Origin of the sequence: Providencia sp. PROV040 (assembly GCF_032706145.1) — a bacterium.
In the GTDB taxonomy this organism is placed as follows: domain Bacteria; phylum Pseudomonadota; class Gammaproteobacteria; order Enterobacterales; family Enterobacteriaceae; genus Providencia; species Providencia hangzhouensis.
Genome location: NZ_CP120530.1, coordinates 2722378 through 2745832 on the forward strand (window position 1 = coordinate 2722378; position 23455 = coordinate 2745832).

General features: G+C 38.8%; 24 protein-coding genes. 14 read left to right on the forward strand and 10 right to left on the reverse strand.

The window, feature by feature from the left end:
* The first annotated feature begins 109 nt into the window (after window positions 1-109).
* Genes sapA through sapF form a run of 5 tightly spaced genes read left to right on the forward strand, consistent with a single transcriptional unit; the run spans window position 110 to window position 5433 of the window.
* Complete coding sequence (gene sapA / locus P3L40_RS12475; RefSeq protein WP_094961772.1) at window positions 110-1795, forward strand: ABC transporter substrate-binding protein SapA; 1686 nt, start codon at window positions 110-112, stop codon at window positions 1793-1795.
* Entirely contained in the window at window positions 1792-2757 is a 966-nt protein-coding gene (sapB, locus tag P3L40_RS12480; RefSeq protein ID WP_094961771.1) for a putrescine export ABC transporter permease SapB, read from the forward strand. The genes sapA and sapB overlap by 4 nt, the downstream gene beginning before the upstream one ends.
* On the forward strand, window positions 2744-3634 hold the full coding sequence (gene sapC / locus P3L40_RS12485; protein ID WP_094961770.1) for a putrescine export ABC transporter permease SapC: 891 nt from the start codon (window positions 2744-2746) through the stop codon (window positions 3632-3634). Before sapB ends, sapC begins: the two co-directional genes overlap by 14 nt.
* Complete coding sequence (gene sapD, locus P3L40_RS12490) at window positions 3634-4629, forward strand: putrescine export ABC transporter ATP-binding protein SapD (RefSeq protein ID WP_094961769.1); 996 nt, start codon at window positions 3634-3636, stop codon at window positions 4627-4629. Before sapC ends, sapD begins: the two co-directional genes overlap by 1 nt.
* Entirely contained in the window at window positions 4630-5433 is an 804-nt protein-coding gene (gene sapF, locus P3L40_RS12495) for a putrescine export ABC transporter ATP-binding protein SapF (protein ID WP_004263864.1), read from the forward strand.
* 58 nt (window positions 5434-5491) lie between these two features.
* Here sapF and P3L40_RS12500 read toward each other — a convergent pair whose 3' ends face one another.
* Entirely contained in the window at window positions 5492-6358 is an 867-nt protein-coding gene (locus P3L40_RS12500) for a DUF817 domain-containing protein (RefSeq protein ID WP_136135398.1), read from the reverse strand.
* Between the two features lie 306 nt (window positions 6359-6664).
* Between P3L40_RS12500 and gstA the strand changes: the two genes are divergently transcribed.
* Window positions 6665-7270, forward strand: a complete 606-nt coding sequence (gene gstA / locus P3L40_RS12505) for a glutathione transferase GstA (protein ID WP_136135400.1) — start codon at window positions 6665-6667, stop codon at window positions 7268-7270.
* A 115-nt stretch (window positions 7271-7385) separates the two neighbouring features.
* Here gstA and pdxY read toward each other — a convergent pair whose 3' ends face one another.
* From pdxY to anmK, 4 genes are all read right to left on the reverse strand, one after another.
* Window positions 7386-8249, reverse strand: a complete 864-nt coding sequence (gene pdxY / locus P3L40_RS12510; RefSeq protein WP_112307414.1) for a pyridoxal kinase PdxY — start codon at window positions 8247-8249, stop codon at window positions 7386-7388.
* Window positions 8250-8483: 234 nt separating this feature from the next.
* Entirely contained in the window at window positions 8484-9758 is a 1275-nt protein-coding gene (gene tyrS / locus P3L40_RS12515; protein WP_094961766.1) for a tyrosine--tRNA ligase, read from the reverse strand.
* Between the two features lie 161 nt (window positions 9759-9919).
* Window positions 9920-10573, reverse strand: a complete 654-nt coding sequence (gene pdxH / locus P3L40_RS12520) for a pyridoxamine 5'-phosphate oxidase (protein ID WP_036958675.1) — start codon at window positions 10571-10573, stop codon at window positions 9920-9922.
* A gap of 20 nt (window positions 10574-10593) precedes the next feature.
* Entirely contained in the window at window positions 10594-11715 is a 1122-nt protein-coding gene (gene anmK, locus P3L40_RS12525; RefSeq protein WP_153673491.1) for an anhydro-N-acetylmuramic acid kinase, read from the reverse strand.
* A 531-nt stretch (window positions 11716-12246) separates the two neighbouring features.
* Here anmK and P3L40_RS12530 point away from each other — a divergent pair.
* The gene (locus tag P3L40_RS12530; RefSeq protein ID WP_036958672.1) at window positions 12247-12714 is read left to right on the forward strand and encodes a glycine zipper 2TM domain-containing protein; all 468 of its coding nucleotides are present in this window, start codon (window positions 12247-12249) and stop codon (window positions 12712-12714) included.
* Between the two features lie 437 nt (window positions 12715-13151).
* Here the strand turns inward: P3L40_RS12530 and slyA are convergent, their stop codons facing one another.
* Both slyA and P3L40_RS12540 read right to left on the reverse strand, forming a co-directional pair.
* Window positions 13152-13586 carry a transcriptional regulator SlyA gene (slyA, locus tag P3L40_RS12535; protein WP_094961765.1) on the reverse strand — a complete coding sequence of 145 codons (435 nt, stop codon included), beginning with the start codon at window positions 13584-13586 and terminating at the stop codon, window positions 13152-13154.
* Between the two features lie 535 nt (window positions 13587-14121).
* Window positions 14122-14361, reverse strand: coding sequence for a DUF1289 domain-containing protein (locus P3L40_RS12540; RefSeq protein ID WP_004263835.1), 240 nt, complete (start codon window positions 14359-14361; stop codon window positions 14122-14124).
* 168 nt (window positions 14362-14529) lie between these two features.
* On the opposite strand from P3L40_RS12540, the gene gloA reads away from it, so the two are divergent.
* Both gloA and rnt read left to right on the forward strand, forming a co-directional pair.
* A complete protein-coding gene (gene gloA, locus P3L40_RS12545; RefSeq protein WP_036958666.1) occupies window positions 14530-14937 on the forward strand; it encodes a lactoylglutathione lyase in 408 nt (135 codons plus the stop codon).
* Window positions 14938-15081: 144 nt separating this feature from the next.
* Complete coding sequence (rnt, locus tag P3L40_RS12550) at window positions 15082-15726, forward strand: ribonuclease T (RefSeq protein ID WP_004263830.1); 645 nt, start codon at window positions 15082-15084, stop codon at window positions 15724-15726.
* A gap of 100 nt (window positions 15727-15826) precedes the next feature.
* Here rnt and P3L40_RS12555 read toward each other — a convergent pair whose 3' ends face one another.
* A complete protein-coding gene (locus tag P3L40_RS12555) occupies window positions 15827-16174 on the reverse strand; it encodes a Grx4 family monothiol glutaredoxin (protein ID WP_004263827.1) in 348 nt (115 codons plus the stop codon).
* Window positions 16175-16655: 481 nt separating this feature from the next.
* Here P3L40_RS12555 and sodB point away from each other — a divergent pair, with 481 nt between their 5' ends.
* Both sodB and purR read left to right on the forward strand, forming a co-directional pair.
* Window positions 16656-17234: a superoxide dismutase [Fe] gene (gene sodB, locus P3L40_RS12560; protein ID WP_004263823.1), complete on the forward strand. Its 579-nt coding sequence runs from the start codon at window positions 16656-16658 to the stop codon at window positions 17232-17234.
* 441 nt (window positions 17235-17675) lie between these two features.
* On the forward strand, window positions 17676-18701 hold the full coding sequence (purR, locus tag P3L40_RS12565; RefSeq protein WP_004263819.1) for an HTH-type transcriptional repressor PurR: 1026 nt from the start codon (window positions 17676-17678) through the stop codon (window positions 18699-18701).
* Window positions 18702-18710: 9 nt separating this feature from the next.
* On the opposite strand, the gene punR is transcribed toward purR, so the two are convergent.
* The gene (gene punR, locus P3L40_RS12570; RefSeq protein ID WP_210852569.1) at window positions 18711-19616 is read right to left on the reverse strand and encodes a DNA-binding transcriptional activator PunR; all 906 of its coding nucleotides are present in this window, start codon (window positions 19614-19616) and stop codon (window positions 18711-18713) included.
* A 123-nt stretch (window positions 19617-19739) separates the two neighbouring features.
* On the opposite strand from punR, the gene punC reads away from it, so the two are divergent.
* From punC to P3L40_RS12585, 3 genes are all read left to right on the forward strand, one after another.
* Entirely contained in the window at window positions 19740-20966 is a 1227-nt protein-coding gene (gene punC, locus P3L40_RS12575) for a purine nucleoside transporter PunC (protein WP_094961763.1), read from the forward strand.
* A gap of 316 nt (window positions 20967-21282) precedes the next feature.
* Window positions 21283-22041, forward strand: a complete 759-nt coding sequence (locus P3L40_RS12580) for a helix-turn-helix transcriptional regulator (RefSeq protein WP_004263811.1) — start codon at window positions 21283-21285, stop codon at window positions 22039-22041.
* Between the two features lie 24 nt (window positions 22042-22065).
* On the forward strand, window positions 22066-22338 hold the full coding sequence (locus tag P3L40_RS12585; protein WP_004263806.1) for a putative quinol monooxygenase: 273 nt from the start codon (window positions 22066-22068) through the stop codon (window positions 22336-22338).
* Window positions 22339-22551: 213 nt separating this feature from the next.
* Here P3L40_RS12585 and P3L40_RS12590 read toward each other — a convergent pair whose 3' ends face one another.
* On the reverse strand, window positions 22552-23217 hold the full coding sequence (locus tag P3L40_RS12590) for a riboflavin synthase (protein WP_004263802.1): 666 nt from the start codon (window positions 23215-23217) through the stop codon (window positions 22552-22554).
* Window positions 23218-23455 lie beyond the last annotated feature (238 nt).

Consider the following 23455-nt stretch of genomic DNA (forward strand, 5'->3'; position numbering starts at 1 on the left):
CATCCCTTTTAGCTTAATTTTCATACGTTATGAGGCTAAATTTTGCTTATACCCTGTATCCCCATTTTTACGCTACAATAGGTCAATTCTCGTTAACGATGTCAGTGGTATGCGCCTATTAACTGTTTGGTTTTTATTTATCATTTCTGTGTCTGCACAAGCGCTTAATAACCAAGAGCGCTTTACCGATATTGTGGCTAACGAGGTCCCTGCAGATATACGCCAAAAAGGCTTTATTTACTGTGTAAATGGGGTCGTTACCACGTTTAACCCACAATTAGTTAGTAGTGGGCTAATTGTCGACCCTCTCGGTGCTCAAATTTATGATCGGCTATTAGATGTTGATCCGTTCACTTATCGCTTGGTTCCTGAACTGGCTGCTAGATGGGAAGTTTTAGATAACGGTGCAACTTACCGTTTATACTTGCGTAAAGATGTAAAATTCCAAAATACAACTTGGTTTACACCTACACGCAATATGAATGCTGATGATGTTGTGTTCAGCTTTTCCCGCATGTTTGAGGTGAATCACCCCTATCACTACATCAATGGGGGGCATTATCCTTATTTCGATAGCTTACAGTTCGCCAACAGCGTACAAAGTATACGTAAAATTAATAACCATACAGTGGAGTTTCGTTTGAACTCTCCTGATGCGTCTTTTTTATGGCATTTGGCGACACATTATGCTCCTATTCTTTCATCCGAATATGCCGATTTCCTTTCAAGCATAAATCGCCAAGAGCTGATCGATTGGCGGCCAATTGGTACGGGGCCATTTCATTTAGATGACTACCAAGCAGGGCAATTCGTTAGACTTCTTAGAAATGACAATTATTGGAAGGGCTTGCCTCGTATGGAAGAAGTGGTTGTTGACATGGGAGCAGGTGGAACTGGCCGTATTTCAAAATTACTCACTGGGGAATGTGACGTTTTAGCTTACCCTGCCGCAAGCCAGTTAAAGGTATTACGCGATGACCCGCGTTTACGAATTTCTATGCGTTCTGGGATGAATATTGCCTACCTCGCATTTAACACCAGCAAGCCGCCATTAGATAAGCTAAAAGTACGCCAAGCAATTGCGTATGCAATTAATAATGAACGTCTAATGCAATCAATTTATTACGGCACGGCAGAAACAGCTGCATCTATTTTACCAAGAGCATCATGGGCTTATGACAATCAAGCAAAGATCACCGATTATAATCCCGAACTTTCTAAGCAAATGCTCAAAGAGATGGGATTAGAAAATCTAAAACTAGATTTATGGGTACCAATCGCCTCCCAATCATATAACCCAAGCCCACTTAAGATGGCAGAGCTTATCCAAGCTGATTTAGCGCAGGTCGGTATTGTGATGAATATCCGTTCTGTCGAAGGCCGTTTCCAAGAAAACCAATTAATGGATAGAAGCCATGATATGACATTAGCGGGTTGGACAACTGACAGTAATGACCCAGACAGTTTTTTCCGTCCGCTACTGAGTTGTGCAGCAATTGGTTCCCAAACCAATTTAAGCCATTGGTGTAACCCTGCCTTTGATGAAATCTTACATAAGGCACTATTGACACAGCAATTAGCCGCACGTATAGATTATTACCACCAAGCACAGCAAATTTTAGGGGAAGATTTACCCGTCTTACCCCTCGCCTATTCTTTACGTTTACAGGCCTACCGCTATGATATAAAAGGCCTAATGATCAGTGCGTTTGGTAATACCTCATTTGCTGGCGTGTATCGTGAAATGGAGCAGCCTGAAAAAGTTTCTCCGAAAAAACAGAGGCAGAAACCATGATTATTTATTCACTGCGTCGTTTTTTACTTTTATTAGTCACGGTGTTCTTCTTATCGCTAGTCAGCTTTAGTTTAAGCTATTTTACGCCTAATGCACCTCTGAGCGGCGCATCACTTATCGATGCCTATATTTTTTATTTTGAAGGCTTACTCCATTTTGATTTTGGTGTTTCAAGTATCAACGGGGAACCCATAACAGAACAATTAAGGGACACATTCCCTGCAACCATGGAGTTATGCATTTTAGCGTTTATTTTTGCTTTAACGACAGGTATACCACTCGGCATCATTGCTGCATTTTGGCGTAACAAGCCTGCAGATATTGCTATCAGTGTCTTTGCTTTATTAGGATTTTCTGTCCCTGTATTTGTACTTGCACTGGTTTTAACTCTCTTTTTCTCATTACATCTAGGATGGCTTCCTGTATCTGGCCGAATTGACCTATTATATAATTTAAAAACGGTGACTGGCTTTGCCTTGGTTGATGCATGGCTTTCTGACTCCCCCTATCGTAAAGATATGATTATCAATGTACTTGAGCACATGGTATTACCTGTCCTCACTTTAGCACTCGCACCAACAACCGAGGTTATTCGGTTAGTACGTAATAGCACCGAAGAAATCGCCAGTGAAAATTATATCAAAGCAGCCGCTATTCGAGGGCTTTCACGGATTAAAATCATTCGCCGCCATATTTTTCATAATGCTATTCCACCGATTATTCCTAAGCTTGGCTTACAGTTTTCTACGATGTTAACACTGACCATGGTCACTGAACTCGTTTTTAACTGGCCGGGGCTTGGTCGTTGGTTGGTTACAGCAATCCGCCAAGAAGACTACTCTGCGATTTCTGCTGGGGTGATGCTAATTGGTGCGCTCGTGATTACTGTAAATGTGCTGTCTGATATTTTAGGTGCCATGATGGACCCATTAAAACATAAGGATTGGTATGTCCTCAGATAATTTTTATCGTGAACAAAAAATGCCATCCCCAACTCGAGTGGTATGGAATATCTTCTCATCAGATGTGACCTCTATGGTGGGGTTTGTTGGTGTGTTGGTTTTATTAATTTTATGTTTTGTTGGCTCTTATCTAGCACCTTATGCACTAGATCAACAGTTTCTAGGTTACCAATTAACGCCGCCGTCTTGGTCTCATTATGGTGAAGTGGCATTCTTCTTTGGTACAGACGATCTGGGCCGTGATATTCTAAGTCGGCTATTGATTGGTACTAAATCGACATTTGGTGCCGCTATTTTAGTCACACTGATTGCGACACTTATTGGATTAGTTCTCGGCTGCTTAGCTGGGATGACTCGCGGGTTAAAATCTGCAATTTTTAACCATATACTCGATACGTTACTGTCAATTCCTTCCTTATTACTGGCAATTATTGTTGTCGCCTTTATGGGCGCTAGCCTACAAAATGCAATGTTAGCTATTTGCCTTGCATTAATTCCACGAATGGTAAGAACTATCTATGTCGCTGTACATGATGAGTTAGATAAAGAATACATCGTTGCCGCACGCCTTGATGGCGCTTCAAACATTTTTATTTTATGGTATACCGTACTTCCTAACATTACCCCTATTCTCGTCACTGAACTGACTCGAGCACTTTCTATCGCTATTTTAGATATTGCTGCTTTAGGTTTTCTTGATTTAGGTGCGCAACTTCCCTCTTCTGAATGGGGTGCAATGCTAGGTGATACTTTAGAGCTTATCTATGTGGCTCCTTGGACGGTTATCTTGCCAGGTGCTGCCATCATGATAAGCGTGCTTTTTGTTAACCTTTTAGGTGACGGGTTACATCGTGCCATCAACGCGGGGGTTGAATAATGCCACTTCTAGACATCCGCAATTTAACTATCGAATTTATGACTGCAAATGGCCCCGTCAAAGCGGTTGACCGCGTTTCAATGACGCTATCTGAGGGGGAAATAAGAGGTTTAGTTGGCGAATCAGGTTCCGGAAAAAGCCTTATTGCAAAAGCTATCTGTGGCGTGACTAAAGATAATATTCGAGTAAAAGCTGACCGTTTTCGCTTTCAAGACATTGACTTACTAAAACTCAGCCCACGTAAACGCCGCAAACTAATTGGCCATAATATCTCGATGATATTTCAAGAGCCACAATCTTGTCTCGATCCAGCTGCTGATATTGGTAAACAGCTTATCCAAGCTATCCCAGGGTGGACTTATAAAGGCCGCTGGTGGCAACGTTTTAATTGGCGTAAACGTCGTGCGATAGAGCTATTGCACCGTGTGGGGATAAAAGATCATAAAGATATCATGCGCAGTTATCCTTATGAATTAACCGATGGTGAATGTCAAAAAGTCATGATAGCGATTGCCATCGCTAACCAACCCCGGTTATTAATCGCTGATGAACCCACCAATGCGATGGAGTCAACTACTCAGGCTCAAATTTTCCGTTTATTGGATAAATTAAACCAAAACAATAATATGGGAATTTTACTCATTAGTCATGATATGGAAATGATGTCGAAACTTGTTGATCGCATCAATGTACTCTATTGCGGGCAAACAGTGGAAAGCGCAACTCCTGAAGATATTCTACAACGGCCACGCCACCCTTATACTCAAGCACTAATCCGCTCAATCCCTGATTTTGAAAGCCCTCTTCCCCATAAAGGGCGGTTAAATACGTTACCTGGTGCAATTCCTTCACTTGAACATTTGCCCATTGGTTGTCGCCTTGGACCTCGTTGCCCCTATGCACAACGAACTTGCATCAACGCGCCACAATTACGTAATATTAAAGGCCATCTCGTTGCTTGCCATTACCCGCTAAACACCGAGGAACAACCCTAAATGGAAACCTTACTTGAAGTCCGTAATCTCACAAAAACCTTCCGTTTTCGTGAAGGGTTATTTCATCGACACGAATTACAAGCCGTCAAACCCGTTAGCTTTAACTTACAGGCAGGCCAAACATTAGCTATTATTGGCGCCAATGGCTCAGGAAAATCAACCCTTGCGCGAATGTTATCAGGCGTTGTAGAACCCACCAGCGGCGATATTTTCATTCGTGGACAACGCCTGAATTTTGGCGATTATAGCTACCGTTGCCAGCGTATTCGCATGATTTTCCAAGATCCAAGTACATCCCTAAACCCAAGGCAGCGTATTGGTCAAACGCTTGAGCTCCCTTTAAAATTAAACACTGACTTAACTGGAATAGAACGTGAAAGGCGTATTATTCAAACGCTTCGCCAAGTCGGGTTACTCGCCGACCACGCTGAATATTATCCACACATGTTAGCATCTGGGCAAAAACAACGTATTGCATTGGCAAGAGCACTTATTCTACAACCCGAAATTATTATTGCTGATGAAGCGTTAGCTTCGTTAGACATGTCCATGCGCTCGCAAATCATCAACTTAATGTTAGATTTACAAGCAAAACAAGATATTGCATTTATCTATGTTACCCAGCACTTGGGGATGATGAAACACGTCAGCGATAAAATGCTTGTCATGGATAAAGGCGAAGTTGTTGAGCGTGGTAATACCGCAGAGGTTTTAGCTGCCCCTCTTCACGACGTTACCCGCCGGTTAATTGAAAGTCACTTTGGTGAACCCCTGTCGATTGATGCTTGGCGACAAGACTTGTAACTGTTATTCAGTTGTCTGTGGGTAAACACCTTCACAGACAACAAATTAAACATCTTATTTAACGTGCTATCGTCACATTGGCTTTAATATGTTTAAGGTGAACGACTATCGTAAATGTGACAATCACCAACAGTGACCATGCTCCCCACTTACCTGCATGTACCATTGACCAAGCACCAATTTGGTTTGGATACTGCCAAACACCAAAAAATGTCCCAAAATTCTCAGCTAGCCAAATAAAAAAACCAATTAGCATAAATGCAAGTAATAATGGCATTTTTCGCTCTTTATCTAGCGGAGTGTAAAAAACCATACTGCGCGCATACAACCCCATAATAAACGTCGCTAAATACCAACGATAATCATCAATATAATGGTGGCTAAAAAAATTAATATAAATAGCCAGTGCGACTAGTGTCGCCATCCAATAAGGTGGATAGTGTTCAATTCTTACTTTAAAAAATCGCCAAGATTGAATGATATAGCTCCCTACGGCGGCATACATAAAACCAGTAAATAGAGGAACTCCCCAAAGCTTCGTATAGGCCTCATCGGGATATTGCCAAGAACCTATCGTTGCTGAAGTTTTAAATAGCTCCATCATAAAACCGACTAAATGGAAAACACAAATAGCCTTTAATTCATCCCAAGTTTCTAACTTTGACCACACTAACAAAGCTTGAAAAGCAACGGCAAAAATTAGTAACAGGTCATAGCGAGGGATACCTATTAATCCTTTAGCTGGGACTAAGAATAGTGCCAAAAAGAAAAAACCAGCAAATAAACAAGAACGAGCATTAATTAAACCGAAAAACCAAAACTCTAATAGAAAGCGTTTAATTCCATGGCTATTATTCGGCCGGTGAGCCATTAAAATTTGGTCTAACTTTCCTAAAAAATTCAATTTCTGACACAAACTGGTCATCTATTCACTCACCTATTCTTTTATTATTCGGTTTGTTTTCTTTCCGAAGATTATGCGAGGAGTTTAGCAAAATCGAATTACTCTACATAAGGTAACTATCTTAAATTTATGCATTTTTATTATTAATAGCTTTAATCACTAGATTTACACTACCTATTAATATTGACGATACTTTCCATCCAATTATTGGTTTTATTGTTTAACTCGCACCTGATGGCAATTCGTTAATAGAAAGTAATGATATACTTAAGCAATATGTGTTTATTTGCTATATGAATGCCAACTCAACAATTTAGGAGTTTTATGATGAAATTATATTACGCTCCCGGTGCTTGCTCACTTTCTCCTCACATCATTCTGCGTGAAACAGGTTTAGATTTCAGTATTGAACGAGTAAATATAAAAGAGAAAAAAACCGAGAAAGGTGAAGACTTTTTAGCAATAAACCCAAAAGGACAAGTACCCACTTTAGTGTTAGATAATGGCGAACAACTCACAGAAGGTGCTGTTATTGTCCAATATATTGCGGACCAAAAACCGGATCGTAACCTAATCGCACTTCCAGGTTCGATGAAACGTTATCACCAATTAGAAACTTTAAACTTTATTTCGACAGAACTACATAAAAATTTCTCACCTTTATTCACTCCAGGAACACCAGAAGAGTATAAAGATACTGTCCGTAATGTATTGTTTAATAAGTTTGCGTATGTTGATAACGTGCTCGCTAAACAGGCTTTCTTTGCTGGAGATACTTTTAGTGTCGCAGATGCCTATTTATTCACTGTGAGTAATTGGGCAAAACACGTTGGGCTCGATTTGACTAGCCTGACCCACCTGCAAGATTACAGTGCTAAAATAGCTAAACGCCCTAATGTTCAAGATGCATTAAAAGCGGAAGGACTAATCTAATCTGTAAAATAGCACGCTTTCAGTAGTGCGCTGTAAGGTTGTTGATAAAGCGGGATAAAACATAGTTTTTCCCGCTTTATGTTATCAACTAAAATTTTATCAGCTGAAAAGCAGCTTAATCTAATTGTGTTGCACAGAAGTTATGTTCTGGGTTAACCATTTTGTCTTGAGCAGCGACGAGTTGTAATTCGTACTCCCCCATCTCTTTGGTTTTTATCATCACTTCATATACTGCAGCAGCAACGTGCTCTAACCCTTTATCTAAAGGCTCACCTTTCAATAAGTTAACCAACATTAAACCACTGGTCAAGTCACCGACACCTACAGGTTGTTTTTCACCAAAGTCAACAAGAGGACGGCTAACATGCCAACTGTGCTCTGCTGTTACAAGGATCATTTCAAAACGATCTGCGCGATACCCTGCTCGGCTTAAATGTTTAACAAGAACGATTTTAGGGCCTTTGTGACACAATTCACGTGCAGCTTGGGTAGATTCTTCAACATTTTTAATTGTTCTACCCGTTAATGTTTCTAATTCTAGTAAATTTGGTGCGATAACATCACTCGCGGCCAATGCACGCTCACAAAGGAATTCAGCAACTCCCGGAGCAACAATACAGCCTTTCTCCGGATGCCCCATTACTGGATCACAAAAATAGAGGGCTTGCGGATTAGCTACTTTGACCCTTTCCACGATAGCAAGAATATCATTTCCTTGCTCAGCTGAACCGATATAACCGCTTAATACAGCATCACAAATTTCTAATTTATGGATTTTAGCTAAACCATCGACGATGTCGGTTAAGTGTTGTGCGGGAAAAACACTTCCGGTCCATTGTGAATACTGTGTATGATTCGAAAACTGTACGGTATTGAGTGGCCACACATCTACGCCCATTCGGCACATAGGAAATGCGGCAGCACTGTTTCCTGCATGGCCGAAAACAACATGGGATTGAATTGATAATACGCTTTTCATTGAAAACCCAAAGAATTGTTATGTCGAATGAAGAGAAATCAGTGATTATCCGTTGCTAATATGGATATACTCCAAATAATCCTAATTACATGTAAGCGGCTTGAGAAAATAGCTCGAATTATATACATCGATATATAATTCGAAGAGCATAGCACAATTAACACCCATGCAACTTGAAGTATGACGAGTATAGCCCGGAAAATTCCGGGCTGATATTACAAAGGTTAGTCAGAGCTATTTCCAATTAATTAAACAGTCGTTTTTCTTACCACGACGGATCAAGGTATAACGACCAAACAAGCGATCTGCGTCAGAGAACACATACATTGGCTCTGTTTGTTTTTGGCCATTAATTGATACCGCATTAGAACTAATTGCCGTTCTTGCTTGCCCACGAGAAGGCACTAACTCTGAATCAACTAAAGCTTGCTGTAAATCCGCACCTGCTTCCAAAGTGATACAAGGCATGCCATCTTGAGCCAATTGCTCAAAATCAGCTTCAGTTAAATCAGATACTGCACCAGAGAATAAGCTTTCTGTAATACGTTTCGCTGCTGCTAACCCTTCTTCGCCATGTACCAGTTTAGTGACTAATTCCGCTAATACATATTGAGCTCGAGGTGCCTTTCCACTGTTTTTATCTTCTTCTTCTAGCGCATTGATTTCATCTAGTTCCATGAATGTGAAGAATTTTAAGAAGCGATAAACATCCGCATCTGCAGTGTTGATCCAGAACTGATAGAATTTATACTGGCTGGTTTTCTTGGAGTCTAACCAAACTGCACCACCTTCAGTTTTACCGAATTTAGTGCCATCTGCTTTAGTAATCAAAGGAACCGTCATACCAAATACTTGGTTTTGGTGTAAGCGACGTGTTAAATCGATACCGGAAGTAATGTTACCCCATTGGTCAGAGCCACCAATTTGCAGCTCTACACCCATCTCTTTGTTCATATTTGCGAAGTCATAACCTTGTAAAAGGTTATAAGCAAACTCAGTAAAAGAGATACCAACGTCATCACGATTTAAACGTTGCTTAACAGACTCACGGTTAATCATTTGGTTAACCGAAAAATGTTTACCAATATCGCGCAAGAAAGTCAGCACATCCATTTTGCCAAACCAATCATAGTTATTAGCAAGGCGTGCACTGTTATCACCACAATCAAAGCTTAAAAACGGTGAAACTTGGTTACGGATTTTTTCTACCCACTCTTGAACGGTTTCTGTGGTGTTTAATTTACGCTCAGTAGCTTTAAAGCTCGGGTCGCCAATAAGGCCCGTTGCACCACCGACCAACGCCACAGGCTTGTGCCCGGCTAGTTGGAATCGTTTTAAACACAGCAAAGGAACCAGATGTCCCAAATGCAAGCTATCAGCGGTAGGATCGAAGCCACAATAGAGAGAGATAGGGCCCTGCGCCAGTCTCTCTGCTAACGCATCCTCATCCGTTACCTGGGCAACGAGGCCCCGCTCTTGCAATTGTTTAATCAGGTTATTGCTAGACATCAATGACTCCATCAGTTGTATTTTGTCTATCTATTTTGGTTTGAATGACCAGTAAGTTTGAGAGGCTTATCAAAAACTCACCAGTGTAATTTGTCAATTTACTTAAATGAGGCTATAGCATAAAGCGCATATCAATTAAGTGCCAGCTAAAAAACATGATCCTAAGGGGCTAATCTATCAATTTTCCAGCCATCACCTTCTCGCTGGTATAAAAAACGGTCGTGCAAACGGTGTGCACCGCCTTGCCAAAATTCAACACTATTAAATACCACTCGATATCCCCCCCAAAAACTAGGCAATGGGACGTCACCGTTCTTAAATTTTTGTTTTAGTTCTAAAAATTTCCCTTCTAAAATACCACGCGCTGAAATTTTAGAAGACTGTGCTGATGCCCATGCTGCAATTTGGCTATCTTTCGGCCTACTATGAAAATATTTTACAACTTCAATAGGGTTCAAACGCTCAGCAACCCCAGTGAAATTGACTTGGCGCTCTAATGGGTACCATGGGAAATGTAGACTAATTTTATTATTTTTTTCTAAATGCTGTGCTTTTCGGCTACCTAAATTGGTATAAAATACAAGGCCTTTATCATCAAAATGTTTTAAAAGTACAATACGCTGGTAGGGTTGCCCGGTTTCATCCACAGTAGCAACACACATTGCTGTTGGGTCACTCAAGCGAGCTTCACACGCCTGCTTCATCCAGAGTTCGAAAAGCGTCAGTGGGTTTGGCGTTAAGTCATTACGTCTTAACCCACCTTTTGTGTATTCACGACGTACCGATGCAAGATCTATTTCACCTAGCTCGTTCATTTTTATGTCCTTTACCACAGTTATTTTTTATCGGTATTTTTAGGGTATATTGCCCCAAGCACAGTCTCTTTACTTGCCCCAGTAACAGAGGCTAAATTTCCAGGAAGACCAGATACCGTTCTAGCAGCTAGCCATGCAAAAGCCAAGGCTTCCATGTCATCACCACTTAAACCAAATTTATCACTTGGTGCCACTTCAATTCCCGGAAGCAAGGCTGCCATCCGTTGCATTAGAAAAGTATTCTTTGCCCCTCCACCACATACTATTAAGCGCTCACAACCGCCACACAGTAATACTTGTTCTGCGATAGAAGCTGCGGTTAATTCGCACAGAGTGGCTTGAACATCGTCAGCTGAAATTGATGGAAAATGAACTAAATGCTGCTCTAACCATTGTGTGTTGAAATACTCACGCCCCGTACTTTTCGGTGATGAACGTCTAAAGTATGGGTCACTTAGCATCGCTTTTAGTAATGCATGATCAACTTGACCTCGACTTGCCCATTCACCGTCTTTATCATATGCCTGTTGCTTTATACGCCAGCTCCATGTATCCATTAACATATTTCCCGGCCCTGTGTCATACCCCTTAACATAGGCACCAGGTAATAAAGCTGTGACATTAGCTATTCCACCAATATTTAGTACAATTCGTTTTTCTGTAGGGTGCCCTAAAACAGCTAAGTGAAATGCAGGAACTAAAGGTGCTCCCTGCCCCCCATAAGCCATATCTCTTCTGCGAAAATCACCTACCGTCGTGATCCCTGTTAAAGCGGCAATACGGTTGTTGTCGCCTAACTGCATAGTAAAAGGCTGTTCGCCATCGGGCTCATGCCAAACAGTTTGCCCATGGCAACCGATAGCAATGATATCTTCAGATGTTAAACCAGTTTGAATAAGAAGTTGGTTTACCGCATCTGCATATAAAGAGCCTAACTCTCGATCAATTTTACCAACCTCTGATAGCGTTGTTGTTTGCCCTTGGCATATATCTAAAATTCTTTTTTTTAATTCAATGGGAAATGCAACACTCAAACTGGATTGCTCTGCGACAAATTTGTCACTAATTGCGGCAAGAACGACATCAACACCATCTAGGCTAGTTCCTGACATAACCCCTATGTAACGACCTGATTTCATCATTATTCTTGTTCCTTTAGAGTGCACATTAACTTTACAACGCTCAGCTACAAAAGATTGTGCTTTGATGATAAATTTTGTCAACAATTCGATGCAATTTCTCGGAGCGCTTCGCAGGAATAATAAATAAATGCACTAAAACTAAAAATTGCTAGACAACCTAACTAAAAAAGACGTTTTGTAATATCTGAAACTTTCATTTTCAATATAATGATACATAATACATTTATCAGCTCAGCATTACTGTTTAGTATTTCAGCTAAAGTTTTAACGACTATTCTTTTAGCAACTGGTGCGAAATGATGCTCATAAGCTGACTACCCTATATGAATATTTAACAAAGAGTGCCTTATTGAATGAAATCATTTCGAATTTGAGATATTTTACCTAGTGTTTACACTCTATTTAAATCAAAATCGGTAATCTAACCATCGCTTTTTAATATCATTATTTTGATACTTGTTGTGTTTATGGTGAAAACAAATATACGATGCTATGTTAGTGCCACAGACAGCAAATCTCATAGGAGTTCTTATGCTTAAGAAAGTTTTTGTAGGTGTTGTAGCAGTTGCAGCTTTATCAGGCTGTGTCAATACCAGTACGCTTTCTGGTGATACTATTTCAGCCAAGGATGCGAAACAGGTACAGACTGTGACTTATGGTACTGTTCTGAATGCTCGCCCTGTGACTATTCAAGCTGGTGAAGACGGTAACGTGATTGGTGCAATTGGTGGTGCTGTTCTTGGTGGGTTATTAGGTAACACCATCGGTGGTGGTACAGGTAACACATTAGCAACTGCCGCAGGTGCTATTGCAGGTGGTTTAGCTGGTCAGGAAGCTCAAGGCGCATTAAATAGAAGCCAAGGTGTTCAATTAGAAATCCGCCTCGATAGCGGTAAAAACATTGTTGTTGTTCAAAAACAAGACCCAAGCACCTTCCGTAATGGCCAACGTGTTATGATTGCGAATAGCGGAAATACTGTTACTGTGTCTCCTCGGTAATCATACAGTACTAAATTAGGCATGCTCACCGGCCATGGCCGGTGAGCATTACTTACAAATAGTATTGCTGAATGATATCGTTACTTTATGGTAGATAATCATATTTTTTATTTATTGTGCATGGCTTTTGAATGACACAATTTCTTGTTTACATATAAATGCCTTGCATTCAAATCAATAAATTTATTTTAGCCTATCTCCTTTAATAAAGTATTTATTAGTATCTACCGATAAATTAGCTAGCTAACAATTAAAAATGAAGGTATCACAGCGAAAAAAATAATTAATAGCCTTAACTATATTTCATAATAATAATGATTTAATGAAAATTATAACCAAGTGTAATTACTATTTCATTAAAAAATCATATACTAAATTATTTTAAACACAAATTTAATAATTAATATGTCATTCATTAGCTAGGCATATTTTTTACATCAAGAGTCATTTTGTAGCCTCAAGATATTTTTTTCAAGTTTCATAAGTAACTGTGATAGTTGGTAAAGTTCATCTTTACTAATGTTGTTCAATATTTCTATACGCGTATTATTTATGACTTGGTCTACCGTTTTAATAAAGGGTTCAGACTCTTCCGTTAATTTTATTCTTTTAGCTCTCCTATCATTTGTACAAGTATGTCTAGAAATCAATTTTTTTTCCTCTAATTGATCTAGAGTCCTTACTAATGAAGGCTGTTCAATACCAATCGCTTTCGCTAACTGTATTTGAGATTGCTCAGGTGGTAGTTGACTTATATTATGCAATGTAACCCAATGTGTCTGTGTAAGCTTAAGAGGCTTCAAACGATAGTCGATTAATGCTCTCCACATGCGAACAACACGTGATAACTCTGTCCCAATTTGTGATTCCAATTTACCCTCCTTTATATAATTATAATGTCTAAAAAATATACCGTCCTCATATTATTTTTTGAATTATATATTAATTTCCTTTTATATTTACAGCTTTTTATTTATACATTAGCTATTAAATACCTATTCCTAGTTATAGTAGCTGTTTTATTATGCGATATATCTCTAATTAATACATCACTGATTCATCCATTATCTCAATCTAGGATTAATCAGATAACCTATCAATTATCTTATTAATAAGAATAGCCGCACTCTCCTTTTTGATCTATCTATTTTAGCTCTTATAGTAGCCATGAATAACAATAAAAAAAGTAACGCCAAATAACTCTTTAAAAAACAAATAAATATAGTTAATCTTAAAATCATGTTAATTACAGTCATTTTGATTCAACCTATACCTATTTTGAATAAATAAAATTTTATTGAAATATAAACCAAGAAATAAATATTTTGCTAATAATTCAACCTGAATTAGTTTACATTAGAAATAAAACATTTGATTTATTTTTATGATTATATTTAAAACTGTGAACTAAAATAGTTGTTGTTGTGTATCTATGATTTTTTCTTGTTCTGTTTTTTTATTTAATATTCTTAAATAACGTTGACGACATAAACGAAGTACATTTCGTTTTTCAGTATCAGAGAATTTTAGCCAATTAAAACGCTCATCACGAGTGCGATAGCAACCTCGACAATAGCCTTGTTCATTACTTTGGCAAATACCACGGCAAGGGCTGGGGATCTCAAAAAATTCAAGTTGTTCCGCCATAAGTTTCCCCTTCAAAAGAAAAAATCACTGATAAATGTATGATATACTCCTGAAAATGAGTATTACCATTATTTGTTCAAAAAACAAACTGTAATCATTGTATTTATTAATTTAAGCACGTTATATTAATAAGTAAATCGATTCAGGCTGATTCTAAGAGGTTTAAAAATGCGCTTACTCCATACTATGTTACGTGTTACTGATATGCAGCGTTCTATTGATTTTTACACGAAAGTGTTAGGCATGCGTTTATTAAGAACTAGTGAAAATACAGAGTATAAATATTCTCTCGCATTTGTTGGCTACAGCGATGAAAGTGAAGGCGCTGTAATCGAGTTGACCTATAACTGGGGGGTTGACCAATACGATATGGGTAACGCATATGGTCATATCGCTTTGGGCGTCGATGATGTTGCAAAAACATGCGATGATATACGTAGTGCAGGAGGTAACGTAACACGTGAAGCCGGCCCGGTTAAAGGTGGAACAACAGTGATTGCTTTTGTTGAAGACCCTGATGGCTATAAGATTGAGTTGATCGAAAACAAAAGCGCAAGTAAAGGGTTAGGCCATTAATTAACTATATAATTTAAAAGTACTATATTATTTAAAGTTTAGGTGCCAAATCTAGCGCCTAAACTTTTATCACTGTTTACCTGCAAATTTTTACTGGTTTTGGCATAATGTTACCTAACCAGAAAACTAAAATTGAAAGTCCTAATGTCTGAAAAAAACAATCCAAATGCCCTAGTGAACCGTTTCAGGGGATACTATCCTGTCGTTATTGATGTTGAAACAGGCGGGTTCAATGCTAAAACTGACGGCCTATTAGAAATTGCTGCCATCACCTTAAAAATGGATAAAGACGGCTGGCTCTCCATGGATGAAACATTACATTTTCATGTAGAACCTTTTGAAGGTGCTAATCTTGAGCCATCTGCTCTTGCCTTCACAGGGATTGATCCAACAAACCCTCTACGCGGTGCTGTTAGTGAATATGAGGCTCTTCATGCGATATTCAAAGTCATTCGCAAAGGAATGAAAAATACAGATTGCAATCGTGCAATTATTGTCGCTCATAATGCAAATTTTGATCACAGTTTTGTGATGAATGCAGCCGAACGAGCAGGTTTAAAACGTAATCCTTTCCATCCATTTGCAACCTTCGATACTGCGGCACTGAGCGGCTTAGTATTCGGTCAAACAATTCTAGCAAAAGCTTGTGTTTCCGCAGGTATTCCATTTGATGGTAAACAAGCTCATGGCGCACTGTATGACACCAATCGAACGGCTCTGCTATTTTGTGAGATCGTTAATAAATGGAAAAAGCTGGGTGGTTGGCCAATTATTGAAGAATCCCAATAATTTTTTAATTAATCGCTATTACATAAAAAAACCGTGTTTGATAAAAAGTAATAAGTGCTTTCATCAAATACGGTTTTTACGTTTTTATTTATGGCTTAATTTAGTCTGTGCTAGCTTCATCTGCTGGACGATACTTATCAGCAGTTTCTTTAATTAGAGATTGGAGCTCACCACGCTGGAACATTTCCATGATGATATCACAGCCACCGACCAGCTCACCGTCAACCCATAGTTGAGGAAACGTTGGCCAATTTGCGTATTTTGGCAATTCAGCGCGGATATCTGGGTTTTGTAAGATATCGACATATGCAAAACGCTCACCACAAGAAGACAGAGCTTGTACTGCTTGAGCAGAAAAACCACAGCTCGGAAGTTTAGGAGAGCCTTTCATATATAATAAAATTGGGTTTTCTTTAATTTGGCGCTCAATTCTTTCAATAGTTGTCATTTTTTAACTTCCTTAAAACAAAGATGCAGGTTTTGCAGTCAGCCGGTAACTGAGAGTCTACCGCAACTTAACAGAATACATTGACTGATATAATAGGAAACTGAATTGTTTCATACAATATGCCAGTTTTATAGGGGCATTACTATAGCATTCCAAAAAACAAAAAGGCACCTTTTCTATCTTCTCTCTACTTAAGTCAAACAAGTAGCTATTTCTAGATAAAAACCGAAACTTAATATCTTTAGATTTTTCGATTACAATATCTATATGATTTTTATGTGTAATATCTCTATTTATTTGTTAACATCTTAGTAACACTATTACCTTTATCTTTGTATGGTTTATCGTGTTATCATTAATGTATTAAGTATCATATCGCCAATAGGCGAAACTGTAATGATAAGCTGTCACATATTATTTCGCTCATTTTAAGAGCAAACACCCTAAGTATATTGATATAAAAGCAATCAAGGAGTACGCAATGTCATTTGAACTACCCGCTTTACCGTATGCAAAAGATGCTTTAGAACCTTATATCTCTGCTGAAACCTTAGAATATCACTATGGTAAGCACCACAACACTTACGTTGTTAACTTGAACAACCTCATCAAAGGCACTAACTTTGAAGGAAAATCTTTAGAAGAAATCATTAAAACTTCTGAAGCAGGCGTTTTTAACAACGCGGCACAAGTTTGGAATCACACTTTCTATTGGAATTGCTTAGCACCAAACGCTGGTGGCGAGCCAACAGGTAAAGTCGCTGAAGCTATCAATAAGGCATTCGGTTCTTTTGCTGAATTTAAAGCTCAATTTACTGATGCAGCAACCAAAAACTTCGGTGCGGGCTGGACTTGGTTAGTGAAAAAAGCAGATGGTAACCTTGCTATTGTAAATACTTCCAATGCTGCAACACCTATTTCTGGTGATGATAAGCCTGTGTTAACTGTCGATATTTGGGAACATGCTTATTATATCGATTACCGTAACGCTCGCCCTAAATATTTAGAAAATTTCTGGGCGCTAGTTAACTGGAAATTTGTGGAAGAAAATTTAGCATAACAATTTCTGCTTATTGCTAGGTATAGATACAATAAGGGCGAGATATTCTCGCCCTTATTAAATTCACCCTATTCGAGGCTGAAATAAAATCAGAAAATATGTGCAGCAAGAAATATAATCAATGCTAATGAGCCCAACGCAGCAAGCAAACCATATTTAACATCTGTATCCATGAGTTCCTCTCATCCAAACGTAGTTAAACAACTAAATAACCATACAAAAATCAATGTTATTCAGTATACATATCTAAAAAAGTAAAACTAGTGTCTATATCACATGTTATAACATCAATTATTTCTTTCGTTTTTGCGCTAGATCAGACAAAATCGACAACAAATCGCTAAATTATTGCCAGCAAAGGATCAATGCATCAATATGCAGGTAATTTTTTAACAAGAATTCTTATAGAGACCGGTTATTGGTCAGGAGTTTTTTTCCCCCATGGCAACGATTAAAGATGTGGCGAAACGCGCTGGCGTATCTACCACAACCGTATCCCATGTTATTAATAAAACGCGCTTTGTAGCTGATGACACTAAAGCTGCGGTTTGGGCTGCAATTAAAGAGCTCAATTATTCGCCAAGTGCGGTTGCCCGTAGTCTAAAAGTTAACAACACAAAGTCGATTGGGTTGTTGGCAACCTCATGTGAAGCTCCTTACTTCGCAGAGGTAATTGAATCAGTTGAAAATAGCTGTTATGAAAAAGGTTATACGCTAATCCTTTGTAATTCTCATAATAATTTGGGAAAACAAAAAGCGTATTTGCAGATGCTGGCACAAAAGCGTGTTGATGGTTTACTCGTAATGTGCTCCGAATATCCTGACCCCTTAATCAGTATGCTGGAAGATTACCGCAATATCCCAATGGTAGTGATGGACTGGGGAACTTCCCGTGGCGATTTTACCGATAGTATTATTGATAACTCATTCCACGGTGGCTATCTTGCAGGACGTTATTTGATTGATAGAGGGCATCGTGACATCGGAGCCATCCCTGGCTCTCTTGAAAGAAATACGGGTATTGGTCGATTAACTGGCTTTAAAAAAGCGATGGAAGAGGCCAAAATCACCATAAAAGATGAATGGATTGTTCAAGGGGACTTCGAGCCAGAATCTGGCTATAAGGCAATGATGCAAATTTTAAGCCATAAGCAACGCCCTACTGCCGTTTTCTGTGGCGGTGATATTATGGCAATGGGGGCAATTTGCGCCGCTGATGAGATGGGATTGCGTGTCCCACAAGACATTTCAATCATTGGCTATGATAACGTGCGAAATGCGCGCTATTTTACCCCGGCATTGACCACAATTCACCAACCAAAAGAGCGTTTAGGCCAAATGGCTTTCACAATGCTGCTCGATCGTATTGTAAATAAGCGCGAAGATGCTCAAACAATTGAAGTCCACCCTCGCCTTGTAGAACGCCGTTCCGTTGCTGACGGCCCATTTATCGATTATCGTCGATAATACGCATAATTAGTTTGAAAGCCACTCGGCATTGAGCGTTTCGTTATCGCTAAGGTAATCCAATAACCAATTCAACGCTGGTGATGTATTATTTTCCACCCAAGTTAGACAACAAGGACTGGGTGGAAATGGCTGTGCTAATGCTAGTTCAACTAATAAGCCTTTTTCGCAAAACGAAGCCGCACGATGCTCTGGCACCATTCCGACACACAACCCGTTAACCAAACAAGCTAGACCATTTTCCCAAGAAGGTACAACAAGACGACGTTGATTATCAAGAGCCCATGTATCACGTTTTGGTAGATTACGAGAAGTGTCTTCGAGACATAAACTTGGAAACTCGCGCATTTGGTCGTCTGTTAGCTTGCCGCTTATATTCGCTAATGGGTGTTTAGGGCTCGCCACACACATCCATGACATAAAACCCATATCACGGAAACTGTATCTTTCACCAATCGGTGAGGCTCGAGTAGCTCCAATAGCAACATCTACACGCCCATCAGCAAGTGCATCCCAAACACCATTAAATACCTCAGGATGAATGAAAAGTTCAATATCTGGAAAGTGACGATAAAAATCCAGTATCAATTGCTCTGCTCTCTGTGGTTTTACAATGCAATCAACAGCAATACTAAATTGCCCCCGCCAACCATTAGCAACCTGCTGGCATTGATGCCTTGTATCTGTCATTTTTTTGATAACAGAACGACTTTCCTTAATAAATATCGTTCCAGCTTCTGTAAGAACAACATCGCGATGTCGACGCTCAAATAGGGGAACCGCAAGCCATTCTTCAACTTGCTTGACGGTATAACTGATTGCAGAAGGTACACGGTGTAACTCTTCAGCAGCACCACTAAAGCTCCCAGTTCGGGCAACAGCATCAATCACTTCGAGTGCATGCGCAGACCACATAACCTCTCCTTTCAAAAATTTTGATAGCAAGATCCAAATATTACCGTTTCACAACCTAAAAAAATAGCCTATACAATGGCATCATCATTAACATTTTTTTTAAATATCAGATAAGTAATAATTATGTCGAATACTGTGAAAAAAAATTCCCCTGGATTTATGGTTTACCTTGCAGGACTTAGCATGCTGGGGTTTTTAGCTATTGATATGTATTTACCTGCATTCGGTGCTATGCAAGACACCCTGCATACATCAGAAGGCGCTATCAGTGCTTCTCTCAGTATATTTTTAGCCGGTTTTGCCTTCGCTCAATTGTTATGGGGGCCATTGTCAGACAAACTTGGCCGTAAGCCTGTGCTCATTGTGGGCTTAACTATTTTCATTATCAGTAGCTTAGCTATTTATTGGGTGGAAACCGCAACACAGTTATTAACACTACGATTTTTACAGGCTGTTGGTGTCTGCTCCGCTGCAGTTTTATGGCAAGCTCTTGTTATCGACCGCTATGATGAAGCAAATACCCAAAAAGTTTTTGCTTCTATTATGCCGTTAGTTGCGCTATCCCCTGCTTTAGCACCATTATTAGGAGCATGGGTACTAGAACACCAAACATGGGAAGCAATTTTCCTGATCCTAATGGCTGTGGGTATATTACTTTTATTGCCAACACTCTTTTTGAAAAATGTTTCAGTTAAAACAATAATTGATGACAGCCAACCACAAGCTAAGATTTCTTTCTCAAACTTACTCAGTTCGCCAGTTTTCAGCGGTAATGTGCTCGTTTACGCTTCATGCAGTGCGGGTTTTTTCGCTTGGCTAACCGGCTCGCCTTTTATCTTACGTAATATGGGTTTCAACCCTGCGGATATCGGTTTGAGTTATATTCCACAAACTTTAGCCTTTATTGTTGGTGGGTATGGCTGCCGTATTTTATTAGCAAAAGTCCGAGCAGAAACAATATTTCCATTGTTACTTGTTGGTTATGCAGTAAGCATGTCTATTTTATTCATCATGGCTATTTATACCACACCATCATTAACTATGATCTTGATCCCATTCTGCTTTATGGCAGCTATGAACGGAGCCTCTTACCCAATTGCAGTATCCAAAGCACTAAATGCATTTCCTAGCGCCAGTGGTAAAGCTGCCGCATTACAAAATGCCTTACAACTAGGTTTATGTTTTTTAGCCAGTCTACTTGTTTCTGCTCTTACTTTCGACCCATTGTTAGCAACAACTGGGGTGATGGCAGTAACGATCATTCCAATGGCCATTGGCTATTTTATGCAACGCTGTGCAAGCAAAAATAACCAAACTATTAAGCAGGTTGATTGCCAAACGAATTCATAAAGTATAGCTTACCGACTCAATCATGCCGAATCTTATCGGCATGATTTTTATTTTAGCAAATTCATAAAAATTTCCTTCAGTGTATAGCACTAGTGACCATACGGTAATATATGTTCAGTATTTTGCTATATAACCAATAGCCGATTATTCTTGGCTGGTAAAACCTTACCTTTCTCATCAATTTTCTTAATTCAAAGCGGATTTCACTAAAAATTAAAGTTTTAATTTTGTCATCTACTAAGATATAGATATTTCATGGTTAATTTTCTTGTTAAAAAACGTTATCATTGCGACATTAAATAATGAGTGCTCAAGAATGATGTTAAAACAGTACTATCCACCAGATGAATTAAAATCCTTTGTTAGTTCTATTTTGATAATCAAAGAGTTTACAGAAGCAATTAAAATTTTCCCTGGAACAGGTGCTGAAATCTGGGTTTCATCAGATGCATTTCGCATGACAACTGATAACGATTCAATAACAGACCCTTACCAGCTGATTATTCCTAGGGTTAATACATTTACTGCTAGCCCTAATCATTCAAAAGTCATGGTATTACGTATTCGTCATGATGCCTTACGTTTTCTACTGCCTCAAAGAACATTAAACTATACTGACACCCCAATCGCACTAAATGAGATATGGAAAGACCGCTGGTTTGAAGCTTTAGCTAATTCTTCATTTAAAGAGTTGTTAGATTGCTTTAATAGGACTAAAGCTAAGAAAAAGCCTCACTTCATTGATGAAGTTTTAGAATTACTGTATCGAAATCCAACAAAAAAAATCACAGAAATTGCTGAAGAGACAGGATTACACGTCCGAGTCATTCAAAAAGAGTTTTTGAAAGAATACGGCATTACACCAAAAAGGTACCAGATCAATTGCCGCTTAGAACATGTTTTAAAAAGTATGGTAGTAGAACAAGACACCTACCGTTGGTTTGAAACAGGGTATTATGATCAATCCCACTTTTACCGTGATTTTAAAAGATACTTTACTATGACGCCGTCGGCATTTTTAAAATCGAGTTATTCGCTTTTTTACAATACAAAAACTAAGTACCCATTAAGATAGTTCTTAATACATAAGGAGAACGGAATGAGTATTGTTGTGTATGCCCAAATTACAACAGAAAGGACAGATGGGTATTTAACGAAAGAAATCGTTCGCGACTTAGCAAAACTGAGCCGCCGAGAGAAAGGATGCATTCAATATGATCTTATGGCTAAAGAAAATGGTTATATTGTTTTTGAGGAATGGGAAGACACTCAAGCATTAGAGATGCATAAAAATAGTCCGCATTTCAGGCGATTAGTTGAAGCAATTGAACGTGATAACGCCAGCTTCTCTGTCAACTTCAGTGAAAAATGATCTATTAATATTGAAAACCGGAACTAGTCATATTTTTTGATAATGTTAATTTTCATTATTTAATAGAACTTCATGACAGACATTCAATAAACAAAGACTAACCATATTTTATTTAGGCTATAGCATAAATCATTATAGCTATAGCCTACTTGGCTGTTTCTTCTGCTATTTTTCTTTAAAGTAAATAACGCGGTTATCACCTTTTACGTCTGTTTACTCTGTTTTCGCTATGTCCGCCATCTCTTCTGCTTGCTGTAGTAATTTTTCTTGTTCTTTTTGATTTAAAACACGCTCAACGGTATCAACAATAGCCTGAGTTTGAGGGTCTATCTCAATATTTATTTTATCACCCAACCGTTTTTTACCTAATGTTGTTCTCTCTAATGTTTCAGGGATGAGATGTACGCAGAACCGATTGTTGATTACATCTCCGACCGTTAAACTGATACCGTCAATCGCGACAAAGCCTTTATGCAAAATATATTTCATCAAAGATTTATCACGAATTGATAACCAAATCTGGTGGTTATCTTCAGATGTGAAGATCTTACTAATTTCAGCTGTTGTCATAATATGACCTGAAACAACATGGCCACCGATTTCGTCACCATATTTTGCAGCCCGTTCGATATTAACAACATCACCTTCTTGTAATTCCCCCAAGTTAGTTAATCTCAGGGTTTCTTTAATTAGATCAAAACTAACTCTTTCACCATCAATCTTTGTTACCGTCAAACAACAACCATTATGTGCAACGGAAGCCCCTGTTTCTAAACCTATAAGTAATTCTGGGGTAAATTTCATTACATGAGTTCGAAAGTTGGCCCTTTCTGTAATTTCAACAATAGGAGCAGTCGCTTGAACAATGCCTGTAAACATAATGATTCTCAGTGTAGTGGATTAATAGGCTCAGTTTACATCAGAATTGTTAGAGATCTATCCTATTTGAGTGATAAACAAAACGATAATAAACCTAGTATGTAGCAATATATTAGGTTCTAAAATGCTCTTTTATAGTTTGTTACCATATCATTATTGGAATCCATTTAGAAACGGGATAGAATAAGCGGTTTTTAGCAATCGATGTGTTTTTAGTAACTCATTTATTTTTCTAGTT

Coding starts and splice junctions, on each gene's coding strand:
- purR (WP_004263819.1), top strand. CDS start 17,676: ATGGCAACGATTAAAGATGTGGCGAAACGCGCTGGCGTATCTACCACA.
- punR (WP_210852569.1), bottom strand. CDS start 19,616: ATGTGGTCTGCGCATGCACTCGAAGTGATTGATGCTGTTGCCCGAACT.
- P3L40_RS12500 (WP_136135398.1), bottom strand. CDS start 6,358: ATGACCAGTTTGTGTCAGAAATTGAATTTTTTAGGAAAGTTAGACCAA.
- P3L40_RS12555 (WP_004263827.1), bottom strand. CDS start 16,174: ATGACAACTATTGAAAGAATTGAGCGCCAAATTAAAGAAAACCCAATT.
- P3L40_RS12580 (WP_004263811.1), top strand. CDS start 21,283: ATGATGTTAAAACAGTACTATCCACCAGATGAATTAAAATCCTTTGTT.
- sapC (WP_094961770.1), top strand. CDS start 2,744: ATGTCCTCAGATAATTTTTATCGTGAACAAAAAATGCCATCCCCAACT.
- sapA (WP_094961772.1), top strand. CDS start 110: ATGCGCCTATTAACTGTTTGGTTTTTATTTATCATTTCTGTGTCTGCA.
- gstA (WP_136135400.1), top strand. CDS start 6,665: ATGAAATTATATTACGCTCCCGGTGCTTGCTCACTTTCTCCTCACATC.
- sapF (WP_004263864.1), top strand. CDS start 4,630: ATGGAAACCTTACTTGAAGTCCGTAATCTCACAAAAACCTTCCGTTTT.
- sapB (WP_094961771.1), top strand. CDS start 1,792: ATGATTATTTATTCACTGCGTCGTTTTTTACTTTTATTAGTCACGGTG.
- rnt (WP_004263830.1), top strand. CDS start 15,082: ATGTCTGAAAAAAACAATCCAAATGCCCTAGTGAACCGTTTCAGGGGA.
- pdxY (WP_112307414.1), bottom strand. CDS start 8,249: ATGAAAAGCGTATTATCAATTCAATCCCATGTTGTTTTCGGCCATGCA.
- sapD (WP_094961769.1), top strand. CDS start 3,634: ATGCCACTTCTAGACATCCGCAATTTAACTATCGAATTTATGACTGCA.
- sodB (WP_004263823.1), top strand. CDS start 16,656: ATGTCATTTGAACTACCCGCTTTACCGTATGCAAAAGATGCTTTAGAA.
- anmK (WP_153673491.1), bottom strand. CDS start 11,715: ATGATGAAATCAGGTCGTTACATAGGGGTTATGTCAGGAACTAGCCTA.
- P3L40_RS12585 (WP_004263806.1), top strand. CDS start 22,066: ATGAGTATTGTTGTGTATGCCCAAATTACAACAGAAAGGACAGATGGG.
- gloA (WP_036958666.1), top strand. CDS start 14,530: ATGCGCTTACTCCATACTATGTTACGTGTTACTGATATGCAGCGTTCT.
- tyrS (WP_094961766.1), bottom strand. CDS start 9,758: ATGTCTAGCAATAACCTGATTAAACAATTGCAAGAGCGGGGCCTCGTT.
- P3L40_RS12590 (WP_004263802.1), bottom strand. CDS start 23,217: ATGTTTACAGGCATTGTTCAAGCGACTGCTCCTATTGTTGAAATTACA.
- pdxH (WP_036958675.1), bottom strand. CDS start 10,573: ATGAACGAGCTAGGTGAAATAGATCTTGCATCGGTACGTCGTGAATAC.
- P3L40_RS12530 (WP_036958672.1), top strand. CDS start 12,247: ATGCTTAAGAAAGTTTTTGTAGGTGTTGTAGCAGTTGCAGCTTTATCA.
- P3L40_RS12540 (WP_004263835.1), bottom strand. CDS start 14,361: ATGGCGGAACAACTTGAATTTTTTGAGATCCCCAGCCCTTGCCGTGGT.
- punC (WP_094961763.1), top strand. CDS start 19,740: ATGTCGAATACTGTGAAAAAAAATTCCCCTGGATTTATGGTTTACCTT.